This is a genomic window from Mesorhizobium sp. Cs1321R2N1, from assembly GCF_037179725.1.
Lineage (GTDB): Bacteria > Pseudomonadota > Alphaproteobacteria > Rhizobiales > Rhizobiaceae > Mesorhizobium > Mesorhizobium salmacidum.
The window spans coordinates 16,855-38,796 of record NZ_JAPYKP010000018.1; the positions used below are offsets into that span (position 1 = coordinate 16,855).

Genomic DNA, 21,942 nt, shown 5'->3' on the forward strand with positions numbered 1-21,942 from the left:
ACTGGAGCGACCACCTACGCGCGGCCGCTCCATCAGTATCCCCCTCTATACGTAGCGGAACACGCCAATTGCGTAGACCACGGAGAGAGCGAGAGCCCACCACAGGTTGGGCCCAATCAGACCCAGCCAAGCGAGATGGATAAAGGCGCTGCCAAGCAGCGAAACGAAGAGGCGATCGCCGCGCGTCGTCTCGAAGCGCAGCACGCCGATACGCGGATTGCCGCCGGGCGAGGCGTATTCCCAGACACCCATGCCAAGCAGAAGCAGCGCGATGACGCTGAAGAACGCGGCCGTCGGCCAGGTCCACGCCATCCAGGAAAAGTCGAGGTTCATGTCAGACCCTCCCCAGGGCAAAGCCCTTGGCGATATAGTTTCGCACGAACCAGATCACGAGCGCGCCGGGGATCAGCGTCAAAACGCCGGCGGCTGCCAGCAGACCCCAGTCCATGCCCGAGGCCGACACCGTACGCGTCATGGTCGCGGCGATCGGCTTGGCATCGGTCGTGGTAAGCGTGCGGGCGATCAGCAGTTCGACCCACGAAAACATGAAGCAGAAAAAGCAGGCGACGCCGATCCCGCTGGCGATCAGCGGCATGAATATCTTGATGAAGAACCGCGGAAAGGAATAACCGTCGATATAGGCTGTCTCGTCGATTTCCTTCGGCACGCCCGACATGAAACCTTCCAGGATCCACACCGCCAGCGGCACGTTGAACAGGCAGTGCGCCAGCGCCACCGCTATGTGCGTGTCGATGAGGCCGAAGGCCGAATAGAGCTGGAAGAAGGGCAGCGCGAACACGGCCGGCGGCGCCATGCGGTTGGTCAGCAGCCAGAAGAACAGATGCTTGTCGCCAAGGAAGCGATAGCGCGAGAAAGCGTAAGCCGCCGGCAGAGCCACCGACACCGAAATCACCATGTTCATGACGACATAGGTGATCGAGTTGATGTAGCCGGAATACCAGGCCTTCTGCGTGAAGATGGTGACGTAGTTGGCGATCGTCGGTGCATGCGGGTAAAGCGTCAGCGAGTTGACGATCTCGGCATTGGTCTTGAAGCTCATGTTGATGAGCCAGTAGATCGGCAGCAGCAGAACGATGATGTAGAGCGTTGGCACGATCCACCACCAACGCGATTCCTCGCCGCGCCGGCGCATCCGCCTGTCGAGTTCGCCCTGTGACAGCGAACTGGCGAGCCCCCCTTCCGCGGCGGCGGTCCGGCTCATTGCATTGCGCTCGGTGCGTTCGTTGGCGCCAGCCATATCAGCGCTCCGCGTCGTAGTTGGTCATCACGGTGTAGAACACCCATGACAACAACAGGATGATGAGGAAGTAGACCAGCGACATTGCCGCCGCCGGACCAAGGTCGAACTGGCCGAGTGCCGTCTTGACGAGGTCGATCGACAGGAACGTCGTCGAGTTGCCCGGACCGCCGCCGGTGACGACGAAGGGTTCGGTGTAGATCATGAAGCTGTCCATGAACCGCAGCAGCACGGCGATCAGAAGCACGCGCTGCATCTTCGGCAACTGAATGTAACGAAAGACCGCCCAGCGCGACGCACCGTCGATCTTGGCCGCCTGGTAGAATGCATCCGGGATCGAGACCAGGCCGGCATAGCAGAGCAGCACGACAAGGCTCGTCCAGTGCCAGACATCCATGATGATGATCGTCACCCAGGCGTCGAATGGATCCTGCACATAATTGTAGTCGATGCCGATCGCGTTGAGGTAATAGCCCATCAGACCGATATCGCTGCGCCCGAACACCTGCCAGATGGTGCCGACCACGTTCCACGGTATCAGCAGCGGCAGCGACATCAGCACCAGGCACACCGGCACGCCCCAGCCCTTTTTCGGCATGTTGAGCGCGATGAAGATACCGAGCGGCACTTCGATGGCTAGGATGATGAAGGAAAAGATCAGGTTGCGAACCATCGCTTCCCAGAAGCGGCTGGACGAGAGCAGGTCCTCGAACCATTCGGTGCCTGCCCAGGTGAAGACATTGTTGCCGAACGTGTCCTGCACCGAATAGTTGACGACCGTCATCAGCGGGATGACCGCGGTGAAGGCCACCAGCACCAGCACCGGCAGCACCAGGAACCAGGCCTTGTTGTTCCAGGTCTTTTCCATCTACGCCCCCATCTCGACGCGCCAGGAATCGGCATAGATGTTGATGCCGGCCGGGTCGAACCGCACCTTTGGTTCGGCGGGTACGGTTTCGTCCTCGCCGATGACCGCCGCGATGTCGCGGCCTTCCAGCTTGGCGCGCACCACCTTGTGGCGGCCGACATCCTCGACCTTGGTGATTGAAACGGCCATTCCATCGCGGCCCAGCCGTACATATTCGGGACGGATACCAAGCTCGATGGCGCCACCGCCGGCCTTGGGCGCACCCGGCAATTCGATCCGCTGCGACCCAAGCGTCGCCGTCCTGCCATCGATTGCCACCGGCATGACGTTCATGCCTGGCGAGCCAATGAAATAGCCGACAAAAGTGTGACGCGGCCGCTCGAACAGTTCCGCCGGCGTGCCGATCTGCACGATGCCGCCGTCATACATGACCACCACCTGGTCGGCGAAGGTCAGCGCCTCGGTCTGGTCGTGCGTGACATAGACCATCGTGTAACCGAAGCGGCGGTGGAGCTGTTTCAACTGCGAGCGCAGCACCCATTTCATGTGCGGATCGATGACGGTCAGCGGTTCGTCGAACAGGATGGCGTTGACGTCCGAGCGCACCAGCCCACGGCCGAGCGAGATCTTCTGCTTCTGATCGGCGGTCAGGCCCCTTGCCTTCTTTTTCGCCCACGAGGCCAGGTCGATCATGTCGAGCGTCTCGCGCACCTTGCGGTCGACATCTGATTCCGGCACGCCGCGATTGCGCAGCGGGAAGGCCAGGTTGTCGTAGACGGTCATGGTGTCGTAGATGACCGGGAACTGGAACACCTGCGCGATGTTGCGCTCCTGCGTCGACAGTGTGGTCACGTCCCTGCCATTGAACAGCAACTGGCCGTGCGAGGGGTGAAGCAGCCCCGATATGATGTTGAGCAGCGTGGTCTTGCCGCAGCCGGACGGCCCAAGCAGCGCATAGGCACCACCATCCTCGAAAATGTGGTGCACTTCGCGTAGCGCGAAATCGGCATCCGTGCGCGGGTTCGGCAGATAGGAATGCCTGACATGGTTGACGTCGATGCGTGCCATATCGCTCCTCCTAAGCCGCCAGCTTCGGCGCGGTCACGGCCTGGCCGTGCTCGTCGAAGACCATGATGTGACGCGGGTCGATGAACACCTCGATCACCGCGTCGGTCTCGAAATCCCTGATGCCGTGGGTCAACATCACCCAGCGGGCATCGGCAAAGTCGAGATGGATGAAGCTCTCGGACCCGGTGATTTCGGTGATGGTGACCTTTGCCCGCACCGGCACCGCGGAGACATTGGGCCGATCGAGCGAAAGATGGTGCGGCTGGAAGCCGATCGTATAGTTCGTATCGGCGATGCCGACGAGTTCCGCCGGCACCGGCAGCTTGACCCCGCCCTCGAGCAGAAAATCCGCCCCCTTTTTGGCCAGCACGATGGTGTTGAGCGGCGGATCGGCGAAGGTCCTGGCCGTCACCAGATCGACCGGTTTGCGGAACACGTCGATGGTCGGCCCAAACTGGGTGATGCGGCCTTCCGACAGCGTTGCCGTGTTGCCGCCGAGCAGCAGTGCCTCATGCGGCTCGGTGGTGGCATAAACGAAGATGGTGCCGGCGGCGGCAAAGATCCTTGGCAGTTCCGCCCGCAATTCCTCGCGCAGCTTGTAGTCGAGATTGGCAAGCGGTTCGTCGAGCAGCACCAGGCTGGCATTCTTGACGATGGCACGCGCCAGCGCTGTGCGCTGCTGCTGGCCGCCCGACAGGCTGAGCGGCGTGCGGTCGAGATAGGCGGTCAGCTTGAGGAGAGCCGCCGCTTCGCGCACCTGACTGTCGATCTTGCGCTGCTCGACGCCCGCCACCCTGAGCGGCGAGGCGATATTGTCATAGACGGTCATCGCCGGATAGTTGATGAACTGCTGGTAGACCATGGCGATTGTGCGCTTCTGCACCGGCGTGCCTGTGACATTCTGACCGTCGAACCAGACCGAGCCGGAAGTCGGCACATCGAGGCCGGCCATCAGCCGCATCAAGCTGGTCTTGCCGGAAAGCGTGGGCCCGAGCAAAACGTTGAGCGAGCCGTGCTGAAGCGTCAGCGACACATCGCGGATGTGCTCGACCGCACCCACCGTCTTGGTGACGTTCCTCAGTTCCAGCATGACGCCTCCTCCCAGGCTTTCCGCATCAGCTCAAAACCTTCTTCATTCAGCAGCCGCGACATGCCGTCGGCTTATGCCGCGCATGAATTCATCGAGCGATGCCACCTGCTCGCGGCCGAGATGCAGGCCGCGCTTGGTCCTGCGCCACAGTACATCTTCAGCCGTGATAGCCCATTCGTTTTCAACGAGGTAACGTATCTCGGCCTCGTAGAGATCGGCACCGAAATTGCGGCCCAGATCGGCATTCGATTTGGCCAGGCCCAGAAGAACCTGTGCTCGCGTGCCGTAAAGCCGGGTCAGCCGGCGGGCCAGGCGTGCGTCGAGGAACGGATAGGCCGATTTCAGCTTCGCCACCTGCGCATCGAAACCGGTGGCGGGAAAATCGCCGCCTGGCAGCGGCGCATCTGATGTCCACGGCTTACCCCGCTTGCCGAGAAACCCTTCGATCTTCTCCAGCATCGATTCCGACAGCCGGCGATAGGTGGTGATCTTGCCGCCAAACGCGTTGACCAGCGGCGCGGCGCCCTCGCCGCCATCGGTCTTCAGCACATAGTCGCGTGTCGCTTCCTGCGCCTTGGAGGCGCCGTCATCATAGAGCGGACGCACGGCCGAATAGGTCCAGACGATGTCCGAGCGTTTGACCGGAACCGCGAAATACTCGCTGGCAGCGGCACAAAGATAATCGGTCTCTGTGTCGCTGATCTTCACATCATGCGGATCGCCGGGATAATCCTGATCGGTGGTGCCGATCAGCGTGAACTCGTCCTCGTAGGGAATGGCGAAGATGATGCGGCCGTCCTTGTTCTGGAAGAAATAGGCGCGCGGATCGTCGAACTTCTTGGCGATGACGATGTGGCTGCCCTGCACGAGGCGAACATTGTGAACGTCATTCTGCCCGACGACGCCCGACAGCACGTGGTCGACCCAAGGACCCGCCGCATTGACCAGCAACCGGGCCTTGACCTCTTCCGTCTCGCCGGTCTGCAGGTTCTCGATCTTTATCGTCCAGATGCCGCCTTCCCGGCGGGCGCCAATCACTTTCGTGCGGGTCCGGATCGTTGCGCCCCGGTCAGCGGCGTCACGTGCGTTCAGCGCCACCAGCCGCGCATCGTTGACCCAGCCGTCGGAATATTCGAAAGCCTTTTTGAACAAGGGTTTCAAAGGCTTGCCGGCCGGGTCGCTCGTCATGTCGAGCGTCCTGGTGGCCGGCAGCAATTTGCGCCCGCCAATGTGGTCGTAAAGGAAAAGGCCAAGCCGGATCAGCCAGGCGGGGCGCAGGCCCTTGGCATAGGGCAGCACGAAGCGCATCGGCCAGATGATGTGCGGCGCGTTCTTCCACAGAACCTCGCGCTCCATGAGTGCCTCGCGCACCAGGCGGAATTCGTAGAATTCGAGATAGCGCAGCCCGCCATGGATCAGCTTGGTCGAGCCGGACGAGGTTCCGCTGGCGAGATCGTTCATCTCGGCGAGAAAGACCGAAAACCCGCGCCCAACGGCATCACGGGCGATGCCGCAACCGTTGATGCCGCCGCCTATGACGAAAATGTCCCGGACTGAAGATGTGTCCACTTAGCTCCTCCACGATTTCGCATTGCACCATTTTGGGTCTTTTGCGAAACCGTTGCGGAATTATTTCGAACTCATAACGAATGTCAAACGAAATATCACACACCTGCGAGAAGACCGGTGAATCATCTCAGCCAAGCGATGTCTCGATCAGCTGAACCTCGGCCTCCTGGCAGATCTTGCGTACCGAAGCGATATCGCAGCGATCGGTTATGAAGGTGTTGACCTGCGACAGGTGACCGATGCGCACCGGCGCCGTACGTTCGAATTTGGTCTGGTCGGATACAAGGATGACATGCCTGGCATTGGCGATAATCGCTTGCGCCACCTTGACCTCGCGAAAATCGAAATCGAGCAAGGCGCCATCATGATCGATGGCCGAGGCGCCGATGACAGCATAGTCGACCTTGAACTGCCTGATGAAATCGACCGCCGCCTCGCCGACGACACCCCCGTCCGAGCCGCGCACCACTCCGCCCGCAATCACCACCTCGATCGACGGGTAGATGCGCATCCTATTGGCAACATTGATGTTATTGGTGATGACCATCAGACCGTCATGATCGAGTAACGCCTTGCTAACCGCCTCCGTCGTGGTGCCGATGTTGATGAACAGCGAGGCGTTGTCGGGGATCAACCTGGCCGCCGCGCGGCCAATCGCTTCCTTCTCGTCGGCCGCGATCTTGCGCCTGGCTTCATACTCCATGTTCTCGATACCAGACGGGAACAAGGCGCCGCCATGGATGCGCGAAAGCAGCCGCTGGTCGCACAAATCGTTGAGGTCCTTGCGTATGGTCTGCGGCGTCACGTTGAAATGCGTGGCCAGATCATCGACCAGCACGCGACCATGATCCTTGGCCATCTGGATGATTTCGGCATGGCGTGGCGATAGATACATGGGCGACCTCCCGCTTTCGTTTTTCTTGCTTATAATGGAAAACGAAACCGATGAAAAGGCGCAAGCCGGCTAACGAAATCCGATGATTGTACGGGTGAACCTCGGCGCGACCTTGATCCAGCCTTTTCAGGGCGTGGCACGCGCGATTTCGGTAATGACGTTGAAAGCGGCGTCGACGTCCTCTGCCGTGGCATCGAACTGACCGACCTGGAAGCGGATCGCCACCCTCCCATCGACCCTCGTCTGCGTCAGGTAGATGCGGCCATCGTCGTTGATCGCATTGACGAGCCGCAGATTGTGCTCGTCGGCATCGGCGCCCGATGCAGCCTGGTGCCGGAACGAAAACAGCGACAGCATCGGCTCGCTGACGATTTCGAAATCCGCCTCCCTTGCCAGACGCAGCGCAAGGCCTTCGCTCCAGGCGACATGGTTGCGGATCATGGTTCGCAGGTTTTCCAGTCCATGGGCGCGCAGCAGAAACCAAAGCTTCAGCGCCCGGAAGCGCCGACCAAGCGGCACCGACCATTCGGAGTAGTTGATGATGCCGTCGCGGCCATGCGTCTTGAGGAATTCGGGCTTGATGGCCAGCGTGCGAACGAGGTCCTCGGGCTGGCTAATGAACTGCATCGAGCAGTCGAATTGCGCGCCCAACCATTTGTGCGGGTTGAAGACGATGGAATCCGCAAGCTCGGCGCCGGCCCAGAAATGTCGAAATTCCGGGCAGATCATCGCCGACCCGGCCCAGGCGGCATCGACATGCAGGTAGAGCCCGTGCCGCCTGGCAATCTCCGCAACCGCTGCAATATCGTCCGTGCCGCCGGTGCTGGTGCCGCCGACGCTGGCGATGATGCCGGCGGGCAGCATGCCGGCCTCGCGATCGGCGACGATTGCCGCTTCGAGTGCGGCCGCTTCCATGGCGCGAAAACGGCCGGCGACCGGAATGCGCACGAGATTGTCCTCGCCTATGCCTGACACCCAGATCGCCCGATCGATCGAAGTGTGCACCTGGTCGGAGGAATAGATGCGCAACCGCCCCTGCCCGGCCAATCCTTTTTTGTTGCCTTGCCAGTCCAGCGCCCGCTCGCGCATGGTCAACACCGCGTTGAGTGTCGCCGACGAGGCCGAATCCTGGATGACGCCGGAGAAACCCTCCGGCAGGCCGAGCGCCTGGCGCATCCAGTCGACGGTCCGCGTTTCAAGCTCGGTCGCCGCCGGCGACGTCTGCCAAAGCATGCATTGCGCGGCCATCGCCGACACCAGGTATTCAGCCACCACCGAGACGGGCGCCGCGTTGGCCGGAAAATAGGCGAAGAAGCGCGGGTGCTGCCAATGCGTCATCCCCGGCACGATCTTCTCTTCGAAGTCGGCGAAAATCCTGTCCATCGGCTCCGCGTCTTCGGGCGGCGACGCCTCGATGCTCCTGAAAATGTCGCCCGGCTCGACCAGCGGCCGCACCGGCCGCTCACGCAGATTGTTGCGATAGTCGGCGCCCCAATCAGCGGCACGTTGCGACCATTGCCGGAAATCATCATTGTTCATCTTGTCCTCCCGACATGATCTTTCGCCGCCGATGATGCGCCGGCTTTTGCGAACGGCGAGATATGCGGACTAGCCAGGAAAATCCGGCAGGCTGGCGAACGCCGTCTTCAGGGCATTCGACCATCCGTCGGAGATCGTGCGGTAATACTGGTCGTCCTGGGCGATCCGCTTTTTCAGACCAACCTGAAAGGCACCCTGTTCCAGGAAAAGCAGGTCGAGCGGCAGGCCGACCGACAGGTTCGACTTCAGCGTCGAATCGAACGACACCAGCAGCAGTTTCACCGTCTCGGCGAGGCTCATCGTCTTTTCGTAAGCGCGGATGATGATCGGCTTGCCGTATTTGGTTTCCCCGATCTGAAAGAACGGCGTGTCGTCAGTCGATTCGATGAAATTGCCTTCGGGATAGATCATGAACAGGCGCGGCGGGCTGCCCTTGATCTGCCCACCGAGGATGAAGGAGGCATTGAAATAGGAATCGGCTTTCTCGCCCGCTGGTGACGATTGCGCGATCACTTCCTTGACCGTGTCGCCGACCAGCCGCACCGTCTGGTACATCGATGGCGTTTCGAGCAGCTTCTCGTGGCGGTCGGTCACCGCCTTGGTGCGTTCGTCGAGCAGGCTGACCACGGCCTGCGTCGTCGCCAGATTGCCGGCCGACATCAAAACGATGACGCGCTCGCCCGGCTGCTCCCAGACGTGCATCTTCTTGAAGGTCGAGATAGAATCCATCCCGGCATTGGTGCGCGTGTCCGACATGAACACGAGCCCGCGATCGATCTTGAGGCCGACGCAATAGGTCATGGAATCTCTTGAGGCAGTAATCCCTGGGGGATTACTGCTCTACCGTGACGGCGACCGCAAGCAGTTCTTCCGCCTGTCCCAGTCGAATTCCCGACACCGGCGAAGCGTCACGGTAATCGCGGCCGGTGGCCACCTTCACATAGCGTTCGTCGGGAGAAATACCATTGGCGGGATCGAAGGCAACCCAGCCGAGGCCCGCGACATGGGCTTCGGCCCAGGCGTGGCTCGCCGCCTGCTTCACCGCCGCATCCATCATCAGATAGCCGCTGACATAGCGGGCCGGAAATCCCATGGCGCGTGCGGCGGCGGCAAAGATGTGGCTATGATCCTGGCAAACCCCGGTCTTCAGCATCAAGGCCTCTTCGGCCGGAGTCGTCGCATTGGTGGTTCCCGGCGTGTAGGCGACGCGCTCGCCGATGGCGGCCATCAGCCGGTGCAGCCTGTCAAGGTCGGTGCCCTTGCCGAGCGCCTCGGCAAGATCACGGATGCCGCCGCCTATGGTGGTCAAAGCGGTCTCCTGCGCGAACAACCAGAGTGGCGCGAAGCCTTGATGCGGCCCGCTGACACCTGATGTATCGCGCGTCACCACCTCGCCCAACGCTTCGACTGTGATGAAGTCGTGATCACCCTCGACGCTCAGCAGCCTGCTATCGTTGCCATAATGGTCGGTAAATCGCACTTCCTCGCGCGCGCCCTCGACCTTCAGCGCCCAGGACAGCACGGTCTGGGTCGGCCCGCTCATGGGAAGCAGCCGTAGCCTCTGGAGCAAATACTGCACCGGTGCGTCGTAGCGGTATTCTGTCCGGTGCGTGATTTTCAGCCGCATGGCCATCTTCCGTTCGAGTGCATGATCCCTGGCGAAAGCCGGTACCCACCTTTCGCTGACGCGGTCCTTCGGTTCGGGATCATGTTTCAATAAAACCTGTAGTCTTGCGCGATCTCGTCGCCGAGCCTGGTGTTGTCGCGGATGAACCCGGCCAGGAACTCATGCAGGCCGGCGTCGAATATATCCTTGATCGACCCTGCCCCCAGCATCGCCTGCGTTTTTTCCGCCGTTGCGTGACACGCATGGCGCTCGCCATAGTCGTCGGAGAGAAACTTCAGATGCTCTGCCAGGAAGCGATAGCAGAAGGTCAGCGATCGCGGCATGCGGACATTGAGGATCAGGTAGTCCGCGATATTGGTCGGCTTGTAGTCGGCGTCATAGACCCAGCGATAGGAGCGATGCGCCGACACCGAGCGCAAGATCGATTCCCACTGATAGTTGTCGAGCGTCGAGCCGACCCAGGAGATCGACGGCAAAAGGACGTAGTATTTCACGTCGAGGATGCGGGCGGTGTTGTCGGCGCGCTCGACATAGGTGCCGAGCTGCGAGAAGTCGAAGATCTCGTTGCGCAGCATGGTGCCGTAGAACGAGCCGCGGATCAGCGCGGTCTCGCGCTTGATCGCATCGAGCACGTTGGGCAGGTCGCGCTCGTCGATTGGCCTCGCCAGCATCCGTTTCAGCGCCATCCAGGCTTCGTTGATGCTCTCCCACGTCTCGCGCGTCAGCGCAGTGCGCACCATGCGGGCATTGTTGCGGGCAGTCTCGATCGACGACATCGTGCTCGATGGGTTCGACGTGTCGCGCAAAAGGAAGTCGGAGACATTGGCCGCCGTATAGTCCGGGTATTTCTGCTTGAAGGCGACGTCGGAGCCGGCGCTGAGCAGCACCGAATTCCACTCCTCCGACGCGCTCTGGGTGCGAGTGAGCGCCATACGCAGCCCGGCGTCGACCAGCCGCGCCATGTTTTCGGCCCGCTCGATATAGCGGTTCATCCAATAAAGTCCGTTCGCGGTGCGGCCGAGAAGCATGGGATGGCCCTTCGGGCTAGTGAGTAGGGAATAGCGAATAGCGAACAGCAAGCGATTGAATTTCAACGGAATATGGCATTTCCCTGTCCCCTCTGCTTCCACTACTCACTACTGACTACTCCCTACTCACCCATTTTAATCATCCAGCACCCAAGTGTCTTTTGTCCCGCCGCCCTGAGAGGAATTCACCACCAGCGAGCCTTCCTTCAGCGCAACGCGCGTCAGCCCGCCGGGCACGATCTGGATGCGATCGGACACCAGCACATAGGGCCTGAGATCGACGTGGCGCGGCGCCAGGCCCTTTTCAGTCAGGATCGGACAGGTCGAGAGCGCGAGCGTCGGCTGGGCGATGTAATTAGACGGTTTGGCTTGCAGCTTCTTGGCAAAATCCTGACATTCCTTCTTGGTCGCGGCCGGTCCGACCAGCATGCCGTAGCCACCCGAACCATGCACTTCCTTGATCACCAGCTCGTGGATATGCTCGAGCACATATTTCAGGCTGTCCGGCTCCGAACAGCGCCAGGTCGGGATGTTGCCGAGGATTGCCTTGCGGCCGGTGTAGAATTCGACGATCTCGGGCATATAGGAATAGATCGCCTTGTCGTCGGCGATGCCGGTTCCCGGTGCGTTGGCGATGGTGATGTTACCGGCGCGGTATACATCCATGATGCCGGGTATGCCGAGAGCTGAATCCGGCCTGAAGGTCAGCGGGTCCAGGAAAGAATCATCCACGCGGCGGTAAAGAACGTCGATCTGCTTGTAGCCTTCGGTCGTGCGCATCGCGACATGGCCATCGACGACGCGCAGATCCTGCCCCTCCACCAGCTGCACACCCATCTGGTCGGCAAGGAAGGCGTGTTCGAAATAGGCGGAATTGAAACTGCCGGGCGTCAGCACCGCGATGGTCGGCGCACCCTTGGTGTTCTGCGGCCGCACCGCCGCCAGCGACTGGCGCAACAACTGCGGATAATTCTCCACTGGCCGCACCTTGATCTTCTGGAACAGCTCGGGGAACAGCTGCATCATCGTTTCGCGGTTCTCCAGCATGTAGGAGACACCGGACGGTGTGCGCGCATTGTCCTCCAGCACATAGAACTCGTCCTCGCTGATACGCACGATGTCGACGCCGATGATGTGGGTATAGACCCCGGCCGGCGGCCGCACGCCGATCATTTCCGGCAGGAATGCCTCGTTCCTGGCGATCAGGTCCCTGGGAACGCGGCCGGCGCGAAGGATTTCCTGGCGATGGTAGATGTCGTCGAGGAAGGCGTTCAGCGCCTGTACGCGCTGCTCGATGCCTTGCGTCAGGCGACGCCACTCATTGCCTGAAATGATGCGGGGAACGATATCGAACGGGATCAGCCGCTCGGATGCTTCCTGCTCGCCATAAACGGCAAAGGTGATGCCGGTCTTGCGGAAGACGCGTTCGGCGTCCTGCATCTTTTCGGTAAGTCTGGCTGGATCCTGCTCCTTCAGCCAGCGATCGTAAGCCGAATACGGTCGTCTAAGTCCGGAAACCTCCGGAAGCATTTCATCGAACGCTGCCAATCGCATACTCCCCTGTGACGCCATTTCACTGGCGTCGTTGGAGAAAATCAAGCGCAATCGGTGATTTGGGAGATCCGGACGATCAGTATGTTGCGGCTGCCTAAAATTGAGGCAGCTGAAATATGAGCTTGATCAGGCTCTGCCTCATGCCCGGGCAAATGCCCCGCACGGCTAGAAGGCGCGGAAGGTGACGACGGTGAAGGTGTCCTTGATGCCGGGAAGAATCTGCACCTTCTCGTTGACGAAATGACCGACATCTTCCTCATCGTCGACATAGAATTTGGCGAGCAGATCGTAATTGCCGGCGGTGGAGTAGATTTCCGAGGCGATCTCGGCGTCGGCAAGCGCGCTGGCAACCTCATAGGATTTGCCCAGCTCGCATTTGATCTGCACGAAAAACGCCTTCATGGCTTCGTCCCGCTAAACTTCCAGGTCCAGCGGCCCTTCTGGCAGACTGGAGGCGGCCTTTCAAGCGTTGGAATGCGCACTTAGCCGGCGCGTGCCTTGGCCGCGGCCTCGCGCAGCATGCTCTCTCCCTCAGGGTCCACCATGAGCGCCCCGCCTTAGACGAAGCTTACGCGTAGGAATTCGCTGCGGCGGGACGAATATTGCCGCCCGCTGAAACCGTGAAGCGCCGCCACCCGTATGTTAGGATGCCTCCCGGAACAGCTTTGCTGGAGACGGCGTTTCGAGAACGGTGGAGGCAGGCCATGCGCCGCGCCATTTTTGCATTCGCGTTCGTTTCGCTCATGCTGGCTTCCCAGGCGTTCGCCGGCGACGCCGAGATCAAGGCTGGCCAGGCCGTCATCGACGGTCAATTGAAGGCCCTCATCGCCAATGACGGCGCCAAGGCCTATAGCTTCGCCGCCCCGAACGTGAAGCAGGTCTTCCCGACCGTCGATGCCTTCATGAATATGGTGACCAACGGCTACCCACCGGTGCGCCAGCCACAGTCCTATTCCTTCGGCAAGGTCGAGGAGACCGGCCCGGGTTCGATCATCCAGCACGTGCTGATCGTCGGCCCCGACGGCAAGGACTACGAGGCGGTCTACACGTTGCAGCAACAGCCCGACGGCACGTTCCAAATCACCGGCTGCAGCCTGCGCGCGTCGAATTCGCTGAGCACCTGAACGCTGCAGCGTCGGTGCGTTACAACGCCGGGATGTCGCCTCTCGCCCAGCCTTCGCTGATCTCGGCGCCGCGTGCCTCGAAGCTGCCCACCTCGATCGCGGCCCGGATATCCTGCATCAACTTCTGGTAGTAGGAAAGATTGTTCCAGGTCAGCAGCATCGCCCCGAGCGCCTCCTGCGAGCGCACCAGATGGTGCAGATAGGCGCGCGAATAGGCGTGCGCCGCGGGACAATCGCTCTCGTCGTCGAGCGGGCGCGGATCGTCGGCGTGGCGGGCGTTGCGCAGATTGACCTTTCCGCGCCTGGTATAGGCAAGACCATGCCGGCCGGCCCTCGTCGGCATCACGCAGTCGAACATGTCGATGCCGCGCGCCACCGATTTCAGGATATCGTCCGGCGTTCCCACGCCCATGAGATAGCGCGGCTTGTCGTCAGGCAGTTCCGGGCACGTGATGTCGAGCATATCGAGCATCACTGCTTGCGGCTCGCCGACAGCCAGGCCGCCGACAGCATAACCCTTCAGGTTCATAGCGCTCAGCGCCTGCGCCGAGCGCACCCTGAGCGCGGCGTTGTCGCCACCCTGCACGATGCCGAACATCGCCTTGCCCGGCTGGTCGCCGAACGCCGTCTTGCAGCGCTCCGCCCAGCGCAGCGACAATTCCATGGCGCGCTCAATCTCTTTCATCTCGGCGGGCAGCGCCGTGCATTCGTCGAGCTGCATCTGGATGTCGGAATCGAGCAATCCTTGAATTTCTATGGAGCGCTCCGGTGACATTTCATAAGCCGCGCCATCGATGTGCGAACGGAAGGTGACGCCTTTCTCGGTCAGCTTCCTCAGCTTCGACAGCGACATCACCTGGAATCCGCCGCTGTCGGTCAGGATCGGGTGCGGCCAGCGGGCGAATTCGTGCAGACCGCCGAGCCGCGCCACGCGCTCGGCCCCGGGCCGCAGCATCAGGTGATAGGTGTTGCCAAGGATGATGTCGGCACCGACGCCGCGCACCTGGTCCATGTACATGGCCTTGACCGTGCCACCGGTGCCGACCGGCATGAAGGCCGGTGTGCGGATTTCGCCGCGCGGCATGCCGATCAGGCCGCGCCGCGCCTTGCCATCGGTCGCCAGCACCTTGAAGGTGAACGTCTCAGCCATTGAATTCCTTGTCGTGGACCGGCGCATCCGGCGCCTGCCTGTCGAGCGATTGACGATATCGGATGCAGCCGCGCATGAATTTGGGCCAGGGGGGCACAGCGATCGACGGCTCGGTCTTCTCAGGCAGCAGGTCCCACAGATCGGGGTGATGCCAGCACAGATCGTGGCCTGTGGTGTCGCGGTGCGCGCGAATACCGGCGCGCAGCTTTTTCACTTCCGCGATCAGGCTTTCGCGATCGAGGGTTTGCAGATCATCGTCCATCGCTCATCTCCGCTCGGTAAAGCAGGCTTGCGTCGCCATAGGAGTAGAACCTGTAGCGATTCGTTATGGCATGCCCATAGGCGGCACGCATCGTGTCGAGGCCGCTGAAGGCCGAAACCAGCATGAACAGCGTCGAGCGCGGCAGATGAAAGTTGGTCATCAGCATGTCGGCGGTGCGAAAGCGGTAGCCGGGCGTGATGAAGATGTCGGTCGGGCCTGACCATGGCGCCAGCGTGCCGTCTTCACGCGCCGCGCTTTCGAGCAGGCGCAGCGAGGTCGTACCCACGGCAATGATGCGCCCGCCCCTTGCCTTCGCGGCATTGAGCGCATCGGCGGTCGCCGGGCTGACCGAGCCGATCTCGGCATGCATCTTGTGGTCGGCGGTGTCGTCCGCCTTCACAGGAAGGAACGTACCGGCGCCCACATGTAAGGTGACGAAGCGGCGCTCGATGCCTTTGGCGTCCAGCGCCGCAAAAAGCTCCGGCGTGAAATGCAAGCCAGCGGTAGGCGCGGCAACGGCACCTTCTTCCCGGGCATAGATGGTCTGGTAGTCGGCACGGTCGCGCTCGTCGTCATCGCGCTTCGAGGCGATGTAGGGCGGCAGCGGAATGTGGCCGACCGCGTGCAGCGCCTCGTCGAGGAAGGGACCGGATAGATCAAAGCCGAGCAGCGCTTCGCCGGCCTCGCCCTTCTCGATCACGGTGGCATCGAGCTGGCCGAGGAAACAGGAATTGCCGTCATGGCCAAAATGGATGCGGTCGCCGGCGGCGACGCGCTTTCCCGGCCGCATGAACGCCAGCCAACGGTCTGGAGCCGTGCGCATGTGCAGCGTGGCCTCGACCTGCGCCACCGCCTCGCCGCGCCGCCTGATCCCTTTCAGCTGCGCTGGAATGACCTTGGTGTCGTTGAAGACCAGCACGTCGCCGGTGCGGAGCAAGGACGGCAGATCGCCAACCGTGCGGTCCTCCAGCCCCTTGCCCGGCTCGATGACGAGCATTTTGGCGCTGTCGCGCGGCTCTGCCGGGCGAAGCGCGATGCGCTCCTCCGGCAGGTCGAAATCAAAGAGGTCGACGCGCATCAGTACAGCCGAACGAGCAGCGCTCCGGCCAGCAGAAGCACGGCGCCGGCGATCCGGCCGAGCGAGATTTCACGCACAGCGACACCAAGGAAGCCGACGCGGTCGATGAGCATGCCGGCGATCAACTGACCGGTCACCAGGAACGCCATCAGGGCGGCCGCACCAATGCGCGGCGTCAGGATAGTTGAAAGCGTGACGTAGAAGCCGCCGAGCATGCCGCCGGCGACGAACAACCAGGGTGCCGGCGCCTTCCAGTCGAGCGAAATCTCTTGCAGCTTCACCACCGTGACGGAGATGATGCCGAGTACGATCGCACCCGACAGGAACGAAAACGCGGCGGCCGCGACCGGGAGACCCAGGCCGCGCGCAAGCTGCGAGTTGATCGGCGCCTGAATGGCAATGAAGGCGCCGGACAGGATGCCGAGAAGCGACCAGACGACGCCCATCATTGTCGTTTCGCCTTACTTGACGTCGGCCGCGACCTTCAGCGACACGATCTTGTCGGGATCCTGCACCGGCTCGCCGCGCTTGATCTTGTCGACATTGTCCATGCCTTCGATGACCTGGCCCCAGACCGTGTACTGGCGGTTGAGGAACGCGGCATCGTCGAAGCAGATGAAGAACTGCGAGTTGGCCGAATTCGGGTTCTGCGAACGGGCCATCGAGCAGGTGCCGCGGCCGTGGTTCGCGTTGGAGAATTCAGCCTTCAGGTCAGGCTTTTCAGAGCCGCCCATGCCGGCGCGCGATGGCGCAAACGAAGGCTTGCTCGAATTGCCGAACTTGACGTCGCCGGTCTGCGCCATGAAGCCTTCGATGACGCGATGGAAGACGACGCCGTCATAGGCGCCTTCGCGGGCCAGTTCCTTGATGCGGGCGACATGGCCGGGGGCCAAATCAGGAAACAGTTCGATGACGACCTTGCCCTTGGTCGTTTCCATGATGAGCGCGTTCTCGCGGTCCTTGATCTCGGCCATGTCAGATATCCTTTTGAAAAATTGAATTATTTATCGGCGACGATGCGCACTTTGATCATGCGGTCGGGATCGGTGACCGTGCCATTGTCCGCCTCGTCGCCCTTCTTGATTTTGTCCACCAGCTCCATGCCGCTGACGACATTGCCGACGATTGTGTACTGGCCATCGAGCGGCGGTGCCGGTGCGAACATGATGAAGAACTGCGAATTGGCGGAATTCGGATCCTGCGAACGGGCCATGCCGACCACGCCACGCTTGTAATGCTCGGTCTGCGAGAATTCGGCCGGCAGGTCGGGCAGGTCCGAGCCGCCGGTGCCGACGGCCTGGGCATTGAAACCCTTGTTCATGTTGCCGAACTTGACGTCGCCGGTCTGCGCCATGAAGCCGTCGATGACACGATGAAAAGCAACATTGTCATAGGCATGATCGCGCACCAGCTTCTTGATCTGTGCGACATGCTTGGGCGCCAGGTCGGGGCGCAGGGCGACAGTCACGTCGCCATCTTTCAGGGTGATGATCATGGTGTTTTCCGGATCGGCGGCATAGGCGGAAACGGACGCGGTCAAGAGACCGGCGAGCACAACAAAGAATGAGGCGAGCCTTTTGAGCTGCATGACGATTTTCTCCGGGCTTATTTCGCGAATTTTGCGGTGAGCGCACCGGCCACGGCCGCCGGCACGAAGGGGCGGATGTCGCCACCCATCGAGGCTATCTGGCGCACAAGTGTGGCGGTAATGGTGCGCACCGATGGGCTGGCGGGCAGGAAAACCGTCTGCAACTCAGGCGCCATGGTTTCGTTCATGCCGGCCATCTGCATTTCGTAGTCGAGATCGGTGCCGTCGCGCAGACCGCGGATCATGATCGAGGCGCCTTCTCTTCTGGCGGCATCGATCACCAGCCCATCGAAAGCAACCACTTTGATGCGGACGCCGTCGCGGCCGAATTCGGCTTTCGTGGCGGCTTCGATCAACCGCACCCGCTCTTCGAAGGAAAACAGCGGCTTCTTGCCCGGATGAATGCCGATCGCGGCATAAACGATGTCGGCAACCGCCAGCGACGCTTTCAGCACATCGAGATGGCCGTTGGTCAGCGGGTCGAAGGAGCCGGCATAAAGGGCGATGCGTTCGGTCATGCGGGAGCTTCTAGCGAGCCTCTCTCACAAAGGCAAATCCGATTGGCAGGTGGCCCGTGAACCTTTTCCGGCACATGAACGACAGATGAATACGCTGATCACGCAGCCTTCACGCAGCGTTCACTAGGTTCCACCCTTAATAAGATGAAACCAAAGTCCCATATATCCGTTTGTAAGGCGCAGGAGAACACGCACATGCTGATCTACATGCTCGCCACCGCGATGACCGTCGCCATGCTGATCGCCACAGTATTCGGGCTGCACCAGGAGGCACAGCGCATCCGCGTCAAGGCAACTACCAAGCGCTTCGAAGGCTTTGGCTCGCGCAAGCCGTATCGTCACTACTAAATCAGCCTCGACTTGCTGCCACGCCGGCCATCAGCCGGCGTATGTCAAGCCTGCTTCAGGGACTATTCGGCGCTATCCGGACCGCTGTCAGTCGTTGAATCCGACTCCGCGCCACCCTCGACGGCCTCTTCCGTTTCCTCGTCCGATTGCGGCTCCGAAATCCGCTCGACCGAAACCACCTTTTCACCTTCAGCCGTGTTGAAGATGGTCACGCCCTTGGTGGCGCGGCTGGCGAAACGGATGCCGTTGACTGGCACCCGAATGACGGTGCCACCGTCCGACACCAGCATGATCTGATCGTCGTTGCCGACCGGGAAGGTTGCCACCAACTGGCCGATTTCGGCTGTTTTCGAGACGTCGGTGGCGCGGATGCCCTTGCCGCCACGACCGGTCAGCCGGAAATCGTAGGACGACGAACGCTTGCCGTAACCATATTCGGTCACCGTCAGCACGTACTGCTCGTGCGCCTTGAGGAATTCGTAGCGATCGTCTGGCAGCTCTGTCTCCTCGCCGATCTCCTCATTGGTGAGCGCGATCTCTTCTTCCTCTCCAGCCGTCTCGGCGGCAAGCCGCCGCTCCGACGCCGCCCGCTTGAGGTAAGCGGCGCGTTCCGCCGGTGAAGCATCGACATGCTCTATCACCGACATGGAGATGATGCGGTCGGTCCCGGCCATGGTTATGCCGCGCACGCCGACGGAGTTCCGGCTCTGGAAGACGCGCACGTCGCCGACCGAGAAGCGAATGCACTGACCCGAATTCGCCGTCAGAAGCACGTCGTCATTGTCGGTGCAGGTCTCGACGCCGAGGATTTCGTCGCCCTCCTCCTCCAGCTTCATGGCGATCTTGCCGTTGCGGTTGACCTGTACGAAGTCGGACAGTTTGTTGCGGCGCACGGTGCCGCGCGTGGTGGCGAACATCACGTCGAGTTCGCCCCAGCTCGTCTCGTCCTCGGGCAGCGGCAAGATCGTGGTGATGCGCTCGCCCTGCTCCAGCGGCAGCATATTGATCAGTGCCTTGCCGCGTGACTGCGGGTTGCCGATCGGCAGGCGCCAGACCTTTTCCTTGTAGACGATGCCGCGCGAGGAGAAGAACAGCACCGGCGTGTGGGTGTTGGCGACGAACAGCCGGGTGACGAAATCCTCTTCCTTGGTCGACATGCCGGAGCGGCCCTTGCCGCCGCGGCGCTGCGCCCGGTACAGCGAAAGCGGCACGCGCTTGATGTAGCCGGAATGGCTCACCGTCACGACCATGTCCTCGCGCTGGATCAGGTCCTCGTCTTCCATGTCCGCGCCGCCGTCGGTGAGTTCGGTGCGGCGCGGCGTGCCGAACTCGTCGCGCACGGCGGCGAGTTCGTCCTTGACGATCTGCTGGATACGCGCGCGAGACGACAGGATGTCGAGGTAGTCCTTGATCTCGTCGCCGATCGTGTTCAACTCATCGGCGATTTCGTCGCGGCCGAGCGCGGTCAGGCGCTGCAGGCGCAGTTCGAGGATGGCGCGCGCCTGTTCCTCGGACAGATTGTAGGTGCCGTCCTCGTTGATGCGGTGGCGCGGATCGTCGATCAGAAGGATCAGCGATTCAACGTCACCCGAAGGCCAGCGCCGCTCCATCAACTGCTCGCGCGCCGTCTGCGGATCCGGCGCGGTGCGGATAAGCTTGATCACTTCATCGATGTTGGCGACGGCGATGGCCAGACCAACCAGCACATGGGCGCGGTCGCGCGCCTTGCGGAGCAGGAACTTTGTCCGCCGGCTGATCACCTCCTCGCGGAAGGTGACGAAGGCCGTCAGCATGTCGGTCAGGTTCAGCAGCTCCGGCTTGCCGCCGTTTAGCGCCACCATGTTGGCGCCGAAGGACGTCTGCAGCGGCGTGAACCGGTAGAGCTGGTTGAGGACAACGTCGGCAACGGCGTCGCGCTTGAGCTCGATGACGACGCGATAACCCTGACGGTCGCTTTCGTCGCGGATGTCCGAAATGCCCTCGACGCGCTTGTCGCGCACCAGTTCGGCCATCTTCTCGATCATCGACGCCTTGTTCACCTGGTAGGGAACCTCGGTGATGATGATCGATTCGCGGTCGTTGCCGCGCTGTTCGATGTTGACCTTGCCGCGCATGACGATGGAGCCGCGGCCGGTGGAATAGGCGCTATAGATGCCGGAGCGGCCAAGCACGATGCCGCCGGTCGGGAAATCGGGGCCTGGAATGATCTCCATCAGCGCCGGCAGATCGATCGCCGGATTGTCGATGACGGCAATGGCGGCGTTGCAGACTTCACCGAGATTGTGCGGTGGGATGTTGGTGGCCATGCCGACGGCAATGCCGCCCGAGCCGTTGACCAGCAGATTGGGAAAGCGCGCCGGCAGAACCTTCGGCTCGGTGTCCGAAGCATCATAAGTGTCCTGGAAATCGACGGTGTCCTTGTCGATATCCTCCAGAAGTTCGTGCGCGACCTTGGTCAGGCGCGATTCGGTATAGCGCATGGCCGCCGGCGGATCGCCATCGATCGAGCCGAAATTGCCTTGCCCGTCGATCAGCGGCACGCGCAGCGACCAATCCTGCGCCATGCGCACCAAGGCGTCATAGATCGAGGCATCGCCATGCGGATGGTATTTACCCATCACGTCGGCTACCGGACGCGCCGATTTCACATATTTGCGATTCCAGTGGTAGCCGCTCTCATGCGCCGCATAGAGAATGCGGCGGTGCACCGGCTTCAGGCCATCGCGCACATCCGGCAACGCACGGCTGACGATCACGCTCATGGCGTAAGAGAGGTAAGAACTCTGCATCTCCTCGATGATGGAGATGGGTTCGATGCCGGTGGGCCCGCCGTCGGCGCCGCGCGGTGTCTTTTGGTCGGTCAAATCGTATCACAATCTAATCAGGAATCACTGCCCGCTTATATAGGAAGCACGGCCGAAACTCCAACGTTCACGGCACTTTTCCAGTGTCATTTTCGGTGGTAATTTCAAAAGGATACCGCTAATTGCGACGATATGGCCATTATGCTTTTCGCCGCCGCCAAGGCAAAAGCCGGCAATGGACCAACTCCCCAAGCAAAAAGCCGCGATCACCATGAATTGGAGCCTATGGCTGCCTTTCCGGCGCTGAGCGGCTGGCAGGCCCGGGATCTCAATGGTGATCTGATCGCGGGCGTGACACTGGCCGCGACCGCTATTCCCGAACAGATGGCGACAGCCAGGCTCGGCGGTTTTGCTCCCGAGCTCGGCTTTTTCGCCTTTGTCGCCGGTTCGGTGGCGTTTGCCCTGTTCGGCGCCAATCGCCACCTTTCGGCGGGCGCGGATTCGACGATCACGCCACTGTTTGCCGTGGGCCTCGCCATGCGGGCCGATCATGGACTGATGCCGCGGGTGTGAC

Annotated in this window: 24 protein-coding genes; 3 read left to right on the plus strand and 21 right to left on the minus strand. The window is 61.5% G+C overall.

Annotated features, from left to right (window positions below; translation table 11 throughout):
* Positions 1 to 45: 45 nt before the first annotated feature.
* The 13 genes from O7A61_RS07475 to O7A61_RS07535 form a co-directional block, all read right to left on the minus strand.
* A complete protein-coding gene (locus O7A61_RS07475; protein ID WP_337129191.1) occupies positions 46 to 333 on the minus strand; it encodes a DUF2160 domain-containing protein in 288 nt (95 codons plus the stop codon).
* A gap of 1 nt (position 334) precedes the next feature.
* Entirely contained in the window at positions 335 to 1,258 is a 924-nt protein-coding gene (locus O7A61_RS07480; protein WP_027144969.1) for a carbohydrate ABC transporter permease, read from the minus strand.
* A 1-nt stretch (position 1,259) separates the two neighbouring features.
* The gene (locus tag O7A61_RS07485) at positions 1,260 to 2,126 is read right to left on the minus strand and encodes a carbohydrate ABC transporter permease (protein WP_027144968.1); all 867 of its coding nucleotides are present in this window, start codon (positions 2,124 to 2,126) and stop codon (positions 1,260 to 1,262) included.
* Positions 2,127 to 3,194 (minus strand): ABC transporter ATP-binding protein, encoded by a 1,068-nt coding sequence (locus O7A61_RS07490; protein WP_337129192.1) that lies wholly within the window; start codon positions 3,192 to 3,194, stop codon positions 2,127 to 2,129. It abuts the gene before it with no gap.
* Between the two features lie 10 nt (positions 3,195 to 3,204).
* Positions 3,205 to 4,284, minus strand: coding sequence for an ABC transporter ATP-binding protein (locus O7A61_RS07495; protein ID WP_337129193.1), 1,080 nt, complete (start codon positions 4,282 to 4,284; stop codon positions 3,205 to 3,207).
* Between the two features lie 42 nt (positions 4,285 to 4,326).
* Complete coding sequence (glpD, locus tag O7A61_RS07500) at positions 4,327 to 5,853, minus strand: glycerol-3-phosphate dehydrogenase (protein WP_337129194.1); 1,527 nt, start codon at positions 5,851 to 5,853, stop codon at positions 4,327 to 4,329.
* A 127-nt stretch (positions 5,854 to 5,980) separates the two neighbouring features.
* Entirely contained in the window at positions 5,981 to 6,748 is a 768-nt protein-coding gene (locus tag O7A61_RS07505; protein WP_027144964.1) for a DeoR/GlpR family DNA-binding transcription regulator, read from the minus strand.
* A gap of 126 nt (positions 6,749 to 6,874) precedes the next feature.
* The gene (locus tag O7A61_RS07510; protein ID WP_337129195.1) at positions 6,875 to 8,287 is read right to left on the minus strand and encodes a pyridoxal phosphate-dependent decarboxylase family protein; all 1,413 of its coding nucleotides are present in this window, start codon (positions 8,285 to 8,287) and stop codon (positions 6,875 to 6,877) included.
* Positions 8,288 to 8,356: 69 nt separating this feature from the next.
* On the minus strand, positions 8,357 to 9,088 hold the full coding sequence (locus tag O7A61_RS07515; RefSeq protein ID WP_027144963.1) for a peptidase: 732 nt from the start codon (positions 9,086 to 9,088) through the stop codon (positions 8,357 to 8,359).
* 31 nt (positions 9,089 to 9,119) lie between these two features.
* Positions 9,120 to 9,914: a transglutaminase family protein gene (locus tag O7A61_RS07520; RefSeq protein WP_140711722.1), complete on the minus strand. Its 795-nt coding sequence runs from the start codon at positions 9,912 to 9,914 to the stop codon at positions 9,120 to 9,122.
* An 86-nt stretch (positions 9,915 to 10,000) separates the two neighbouring features.
* Positions 10,001 to 10,942, minus strand: a complete 942-nt coding sequence (locus O7A61_RS07525; RefSeq protein WP_337129196.1) for an alpha-E domain-containing protein — start codon at positions 10,940 to 10,942, stop codon at positions 10,001 to 10,003.
* A gap of 135 nt (positions 10,943 to 11,077) precedes the next feature.
* Positions 11,078 to 12,490, minus strand: a complete 1,413-nt coding sequence (locus tag O7A61_RS07530) for a circularly permuted type 2 ATP-grasp protein (protein WP_181166272.1) — start codon at positions 12,488 to 12,490, stop codon at positions 11,078 to 11,080.
* A 171-nt stretch (positions 12,491 to 12,661) separates the two neighbouring features.
* The gene (locus tag O7A61_RS07535) at positions 12,662 to 12,898 is read right to left on the minus strand and encodes an Lrp/AsnC family transcriptional regulator (protein ID WP_010909609.1); all 237 of its coding nucleotides are present in this window, start codon (positions 12,896 to 12,898) and stop codon (positions 12,662 to 12,664) included.
* A gap of 302 nt (positions 12,899 to 13,200) precedes the next feature.
* On the opposite strand from O7A61_RS07535, the gene O7A61_RS07540 reads away from it, so the two are divergent.
* Positions 13,201 to 13,620: a DUF4864 domain-containing protein gene (locus O7A61_RS07540; RefSeq protein ID WP_337129197.1), complete on the plus strand. Its 420-nt coding sequence runs from the start codon at positions 13,201 to 13,203 to the stop codon at positions 13,618 to 13,620.
* A 19-nt stretch (positions 13,621 to 13,639) separates the two neighbouring features.
* Here the strand turns inward: O7A61_RS07540 and tgt are convergent, their stop codons facing one another.
* The 7 genes from tgt to coaD are packed head-to-tail and all read right to left on the minus strand — an operon-like array spanning position 13,640 to position 18,216.
* The gene (gene tgt / locus O7A61_RS07545) at positions 13,640 to 14,770 is read right to left on the minus strand and encodes a tRNA guanosine(34) transglycosylase Tgt (protein WP_337129198.1); all 1,131 of its coding nucleotides are present in this window, start codon (positions 14,768 to 14,770) and stop codon (positions 13,640 to 13,642) included.
* On the minus strand, positions 14,763 to 15,032 hold the full coding sequence (locus O7A61_RS07550) for a hypothetical protein (protein WP_027144957.1): 270 nt from the start codon (positions 15,030 to 15,032) through the stop codon (positions 14,763 to 14,765). The genes tgt and O7A61_RS07550 overlap by 8 nt, the downstream gene beginning before the upstream one ends.
* On the minus strand, positions 15,022 to 16,110 hold the full coding sequence (gene queA, locus O7A61_RS07555) for a tRNA preQ1(34) S-adenosylmethionine ribosyltransferase-isomerase QueA (protein ID WP_337129199.1): 1,089 nt from the start codon (positions 16,108 to 16,110) through the stop codon (positions 15,022 to 15,024). The genes O7A61_RS07550 and queA overlap by 11 nt, the downstream gene beginning before the upstream one ends.
* The gene (locus O7A61_RS07560; protein ID WP_337129200.1) at positions 16,110 to 16,559 is read right to left on the minus strand and encodes a DMT family transporter; all 450 of its coding nucleotides are present in this window, start codon (positions 16,557 to 16,559) and stop codon (positions 16,110 to 16,112) included. The genes queA and O7A61_RS07560 overlap by 1 nt, the downstream gene beginning before the upstream one ends.
* A gap of 12 nt (positions 16,560 to 16,571) precedes the next feature.
* On the minus strand, positions 16,572 to 17,084 hold the full coding sequence (locus O7A61_RS07565; RefSeq protein WP_015317720.1) for a peptidylprolyl isomerase: 513 nt from the start codon (positions 17,082 to 17,084) through the stop codon (positions 16,572 to 16,574).
* A gap of 26 nt (positions 17,085 to 17,110) precedes the next feature.
* Positions 17,111 to 17,698, minus strand: coding sequence for a peptidylprolyl isomerase (locus O7A61_RS07570; protein ID WP_337129201.1), 588 nt, complete (start codon positions 17,696 to 17,698; stop codon positions 17,111 to 17,113).
* 17 nt (positions 17,699 to 17,715) lie between these two features.
* A complete protein-coding gene (coaD, locus tag O7A61_RS07575) occupies positions 17,716 to 18,216 on the minus strand; it encodes a pantetheine-phosphate adenylyltransferase (RefSeq protein WP_337129202.1) in 501 nt (166 codons plus the stop codon).
* 195 nt (positions 18,217 to 18,411) lie between these two features.
* On the opposite strand from coaD, the gene O7A61_RS07580 reads away from it, so the two are divergent.
* Positions 18,412 to 18,564, plus strand: a complete 153-nt coding sequence (locus O7A61_RS07580; protein WP_084636784.1) for a hypothetical protein — start codon at positions 18,412 to 18,414, stop codon at positions 18,562 to 18,564.
* A gap of 62 nt (positions 18,565 to 18,626) precedes the next feature.
* On the opposite strand, the gene gyrA is transcribed toward O7A61_RS07580, so the two are convergent.
* Positions 18,627 to 21,428 carry a DNA gyrase subunit A gene (gyrA, locus tag O7A61_RS07585; protein WP_337129203.1) on the minus strand — a complete coding sequence of 934 codons (2,802 nt, stop codon included), beginning with the start codon at positions 21,426 to 21,428 and terminating at the stop codon, positions 18,627 to 18,629.
* Positions 21,429 to 21,653: 225 nt separating this feature from the next.
* On the opposite strand from gyrA, the gene O7A61_RS07590 reads away from it, so the two are divergent.
* The gene (locus tag O7A61_RS07590; RefSeq protein ID WP_442921056.1) at positions 21,654 to 21,941 is read left to right on the plus strand and encodes a SulP family inorganic anion transporter; all 288 of its coding nucleotides are present in this window, start codon (positions 21,654 to 21,656) and stop codon (positions 21,939 to 21,941) included.
* The last annotated feature ends 1 nt before the right edge of the window (position 21,942 follow it).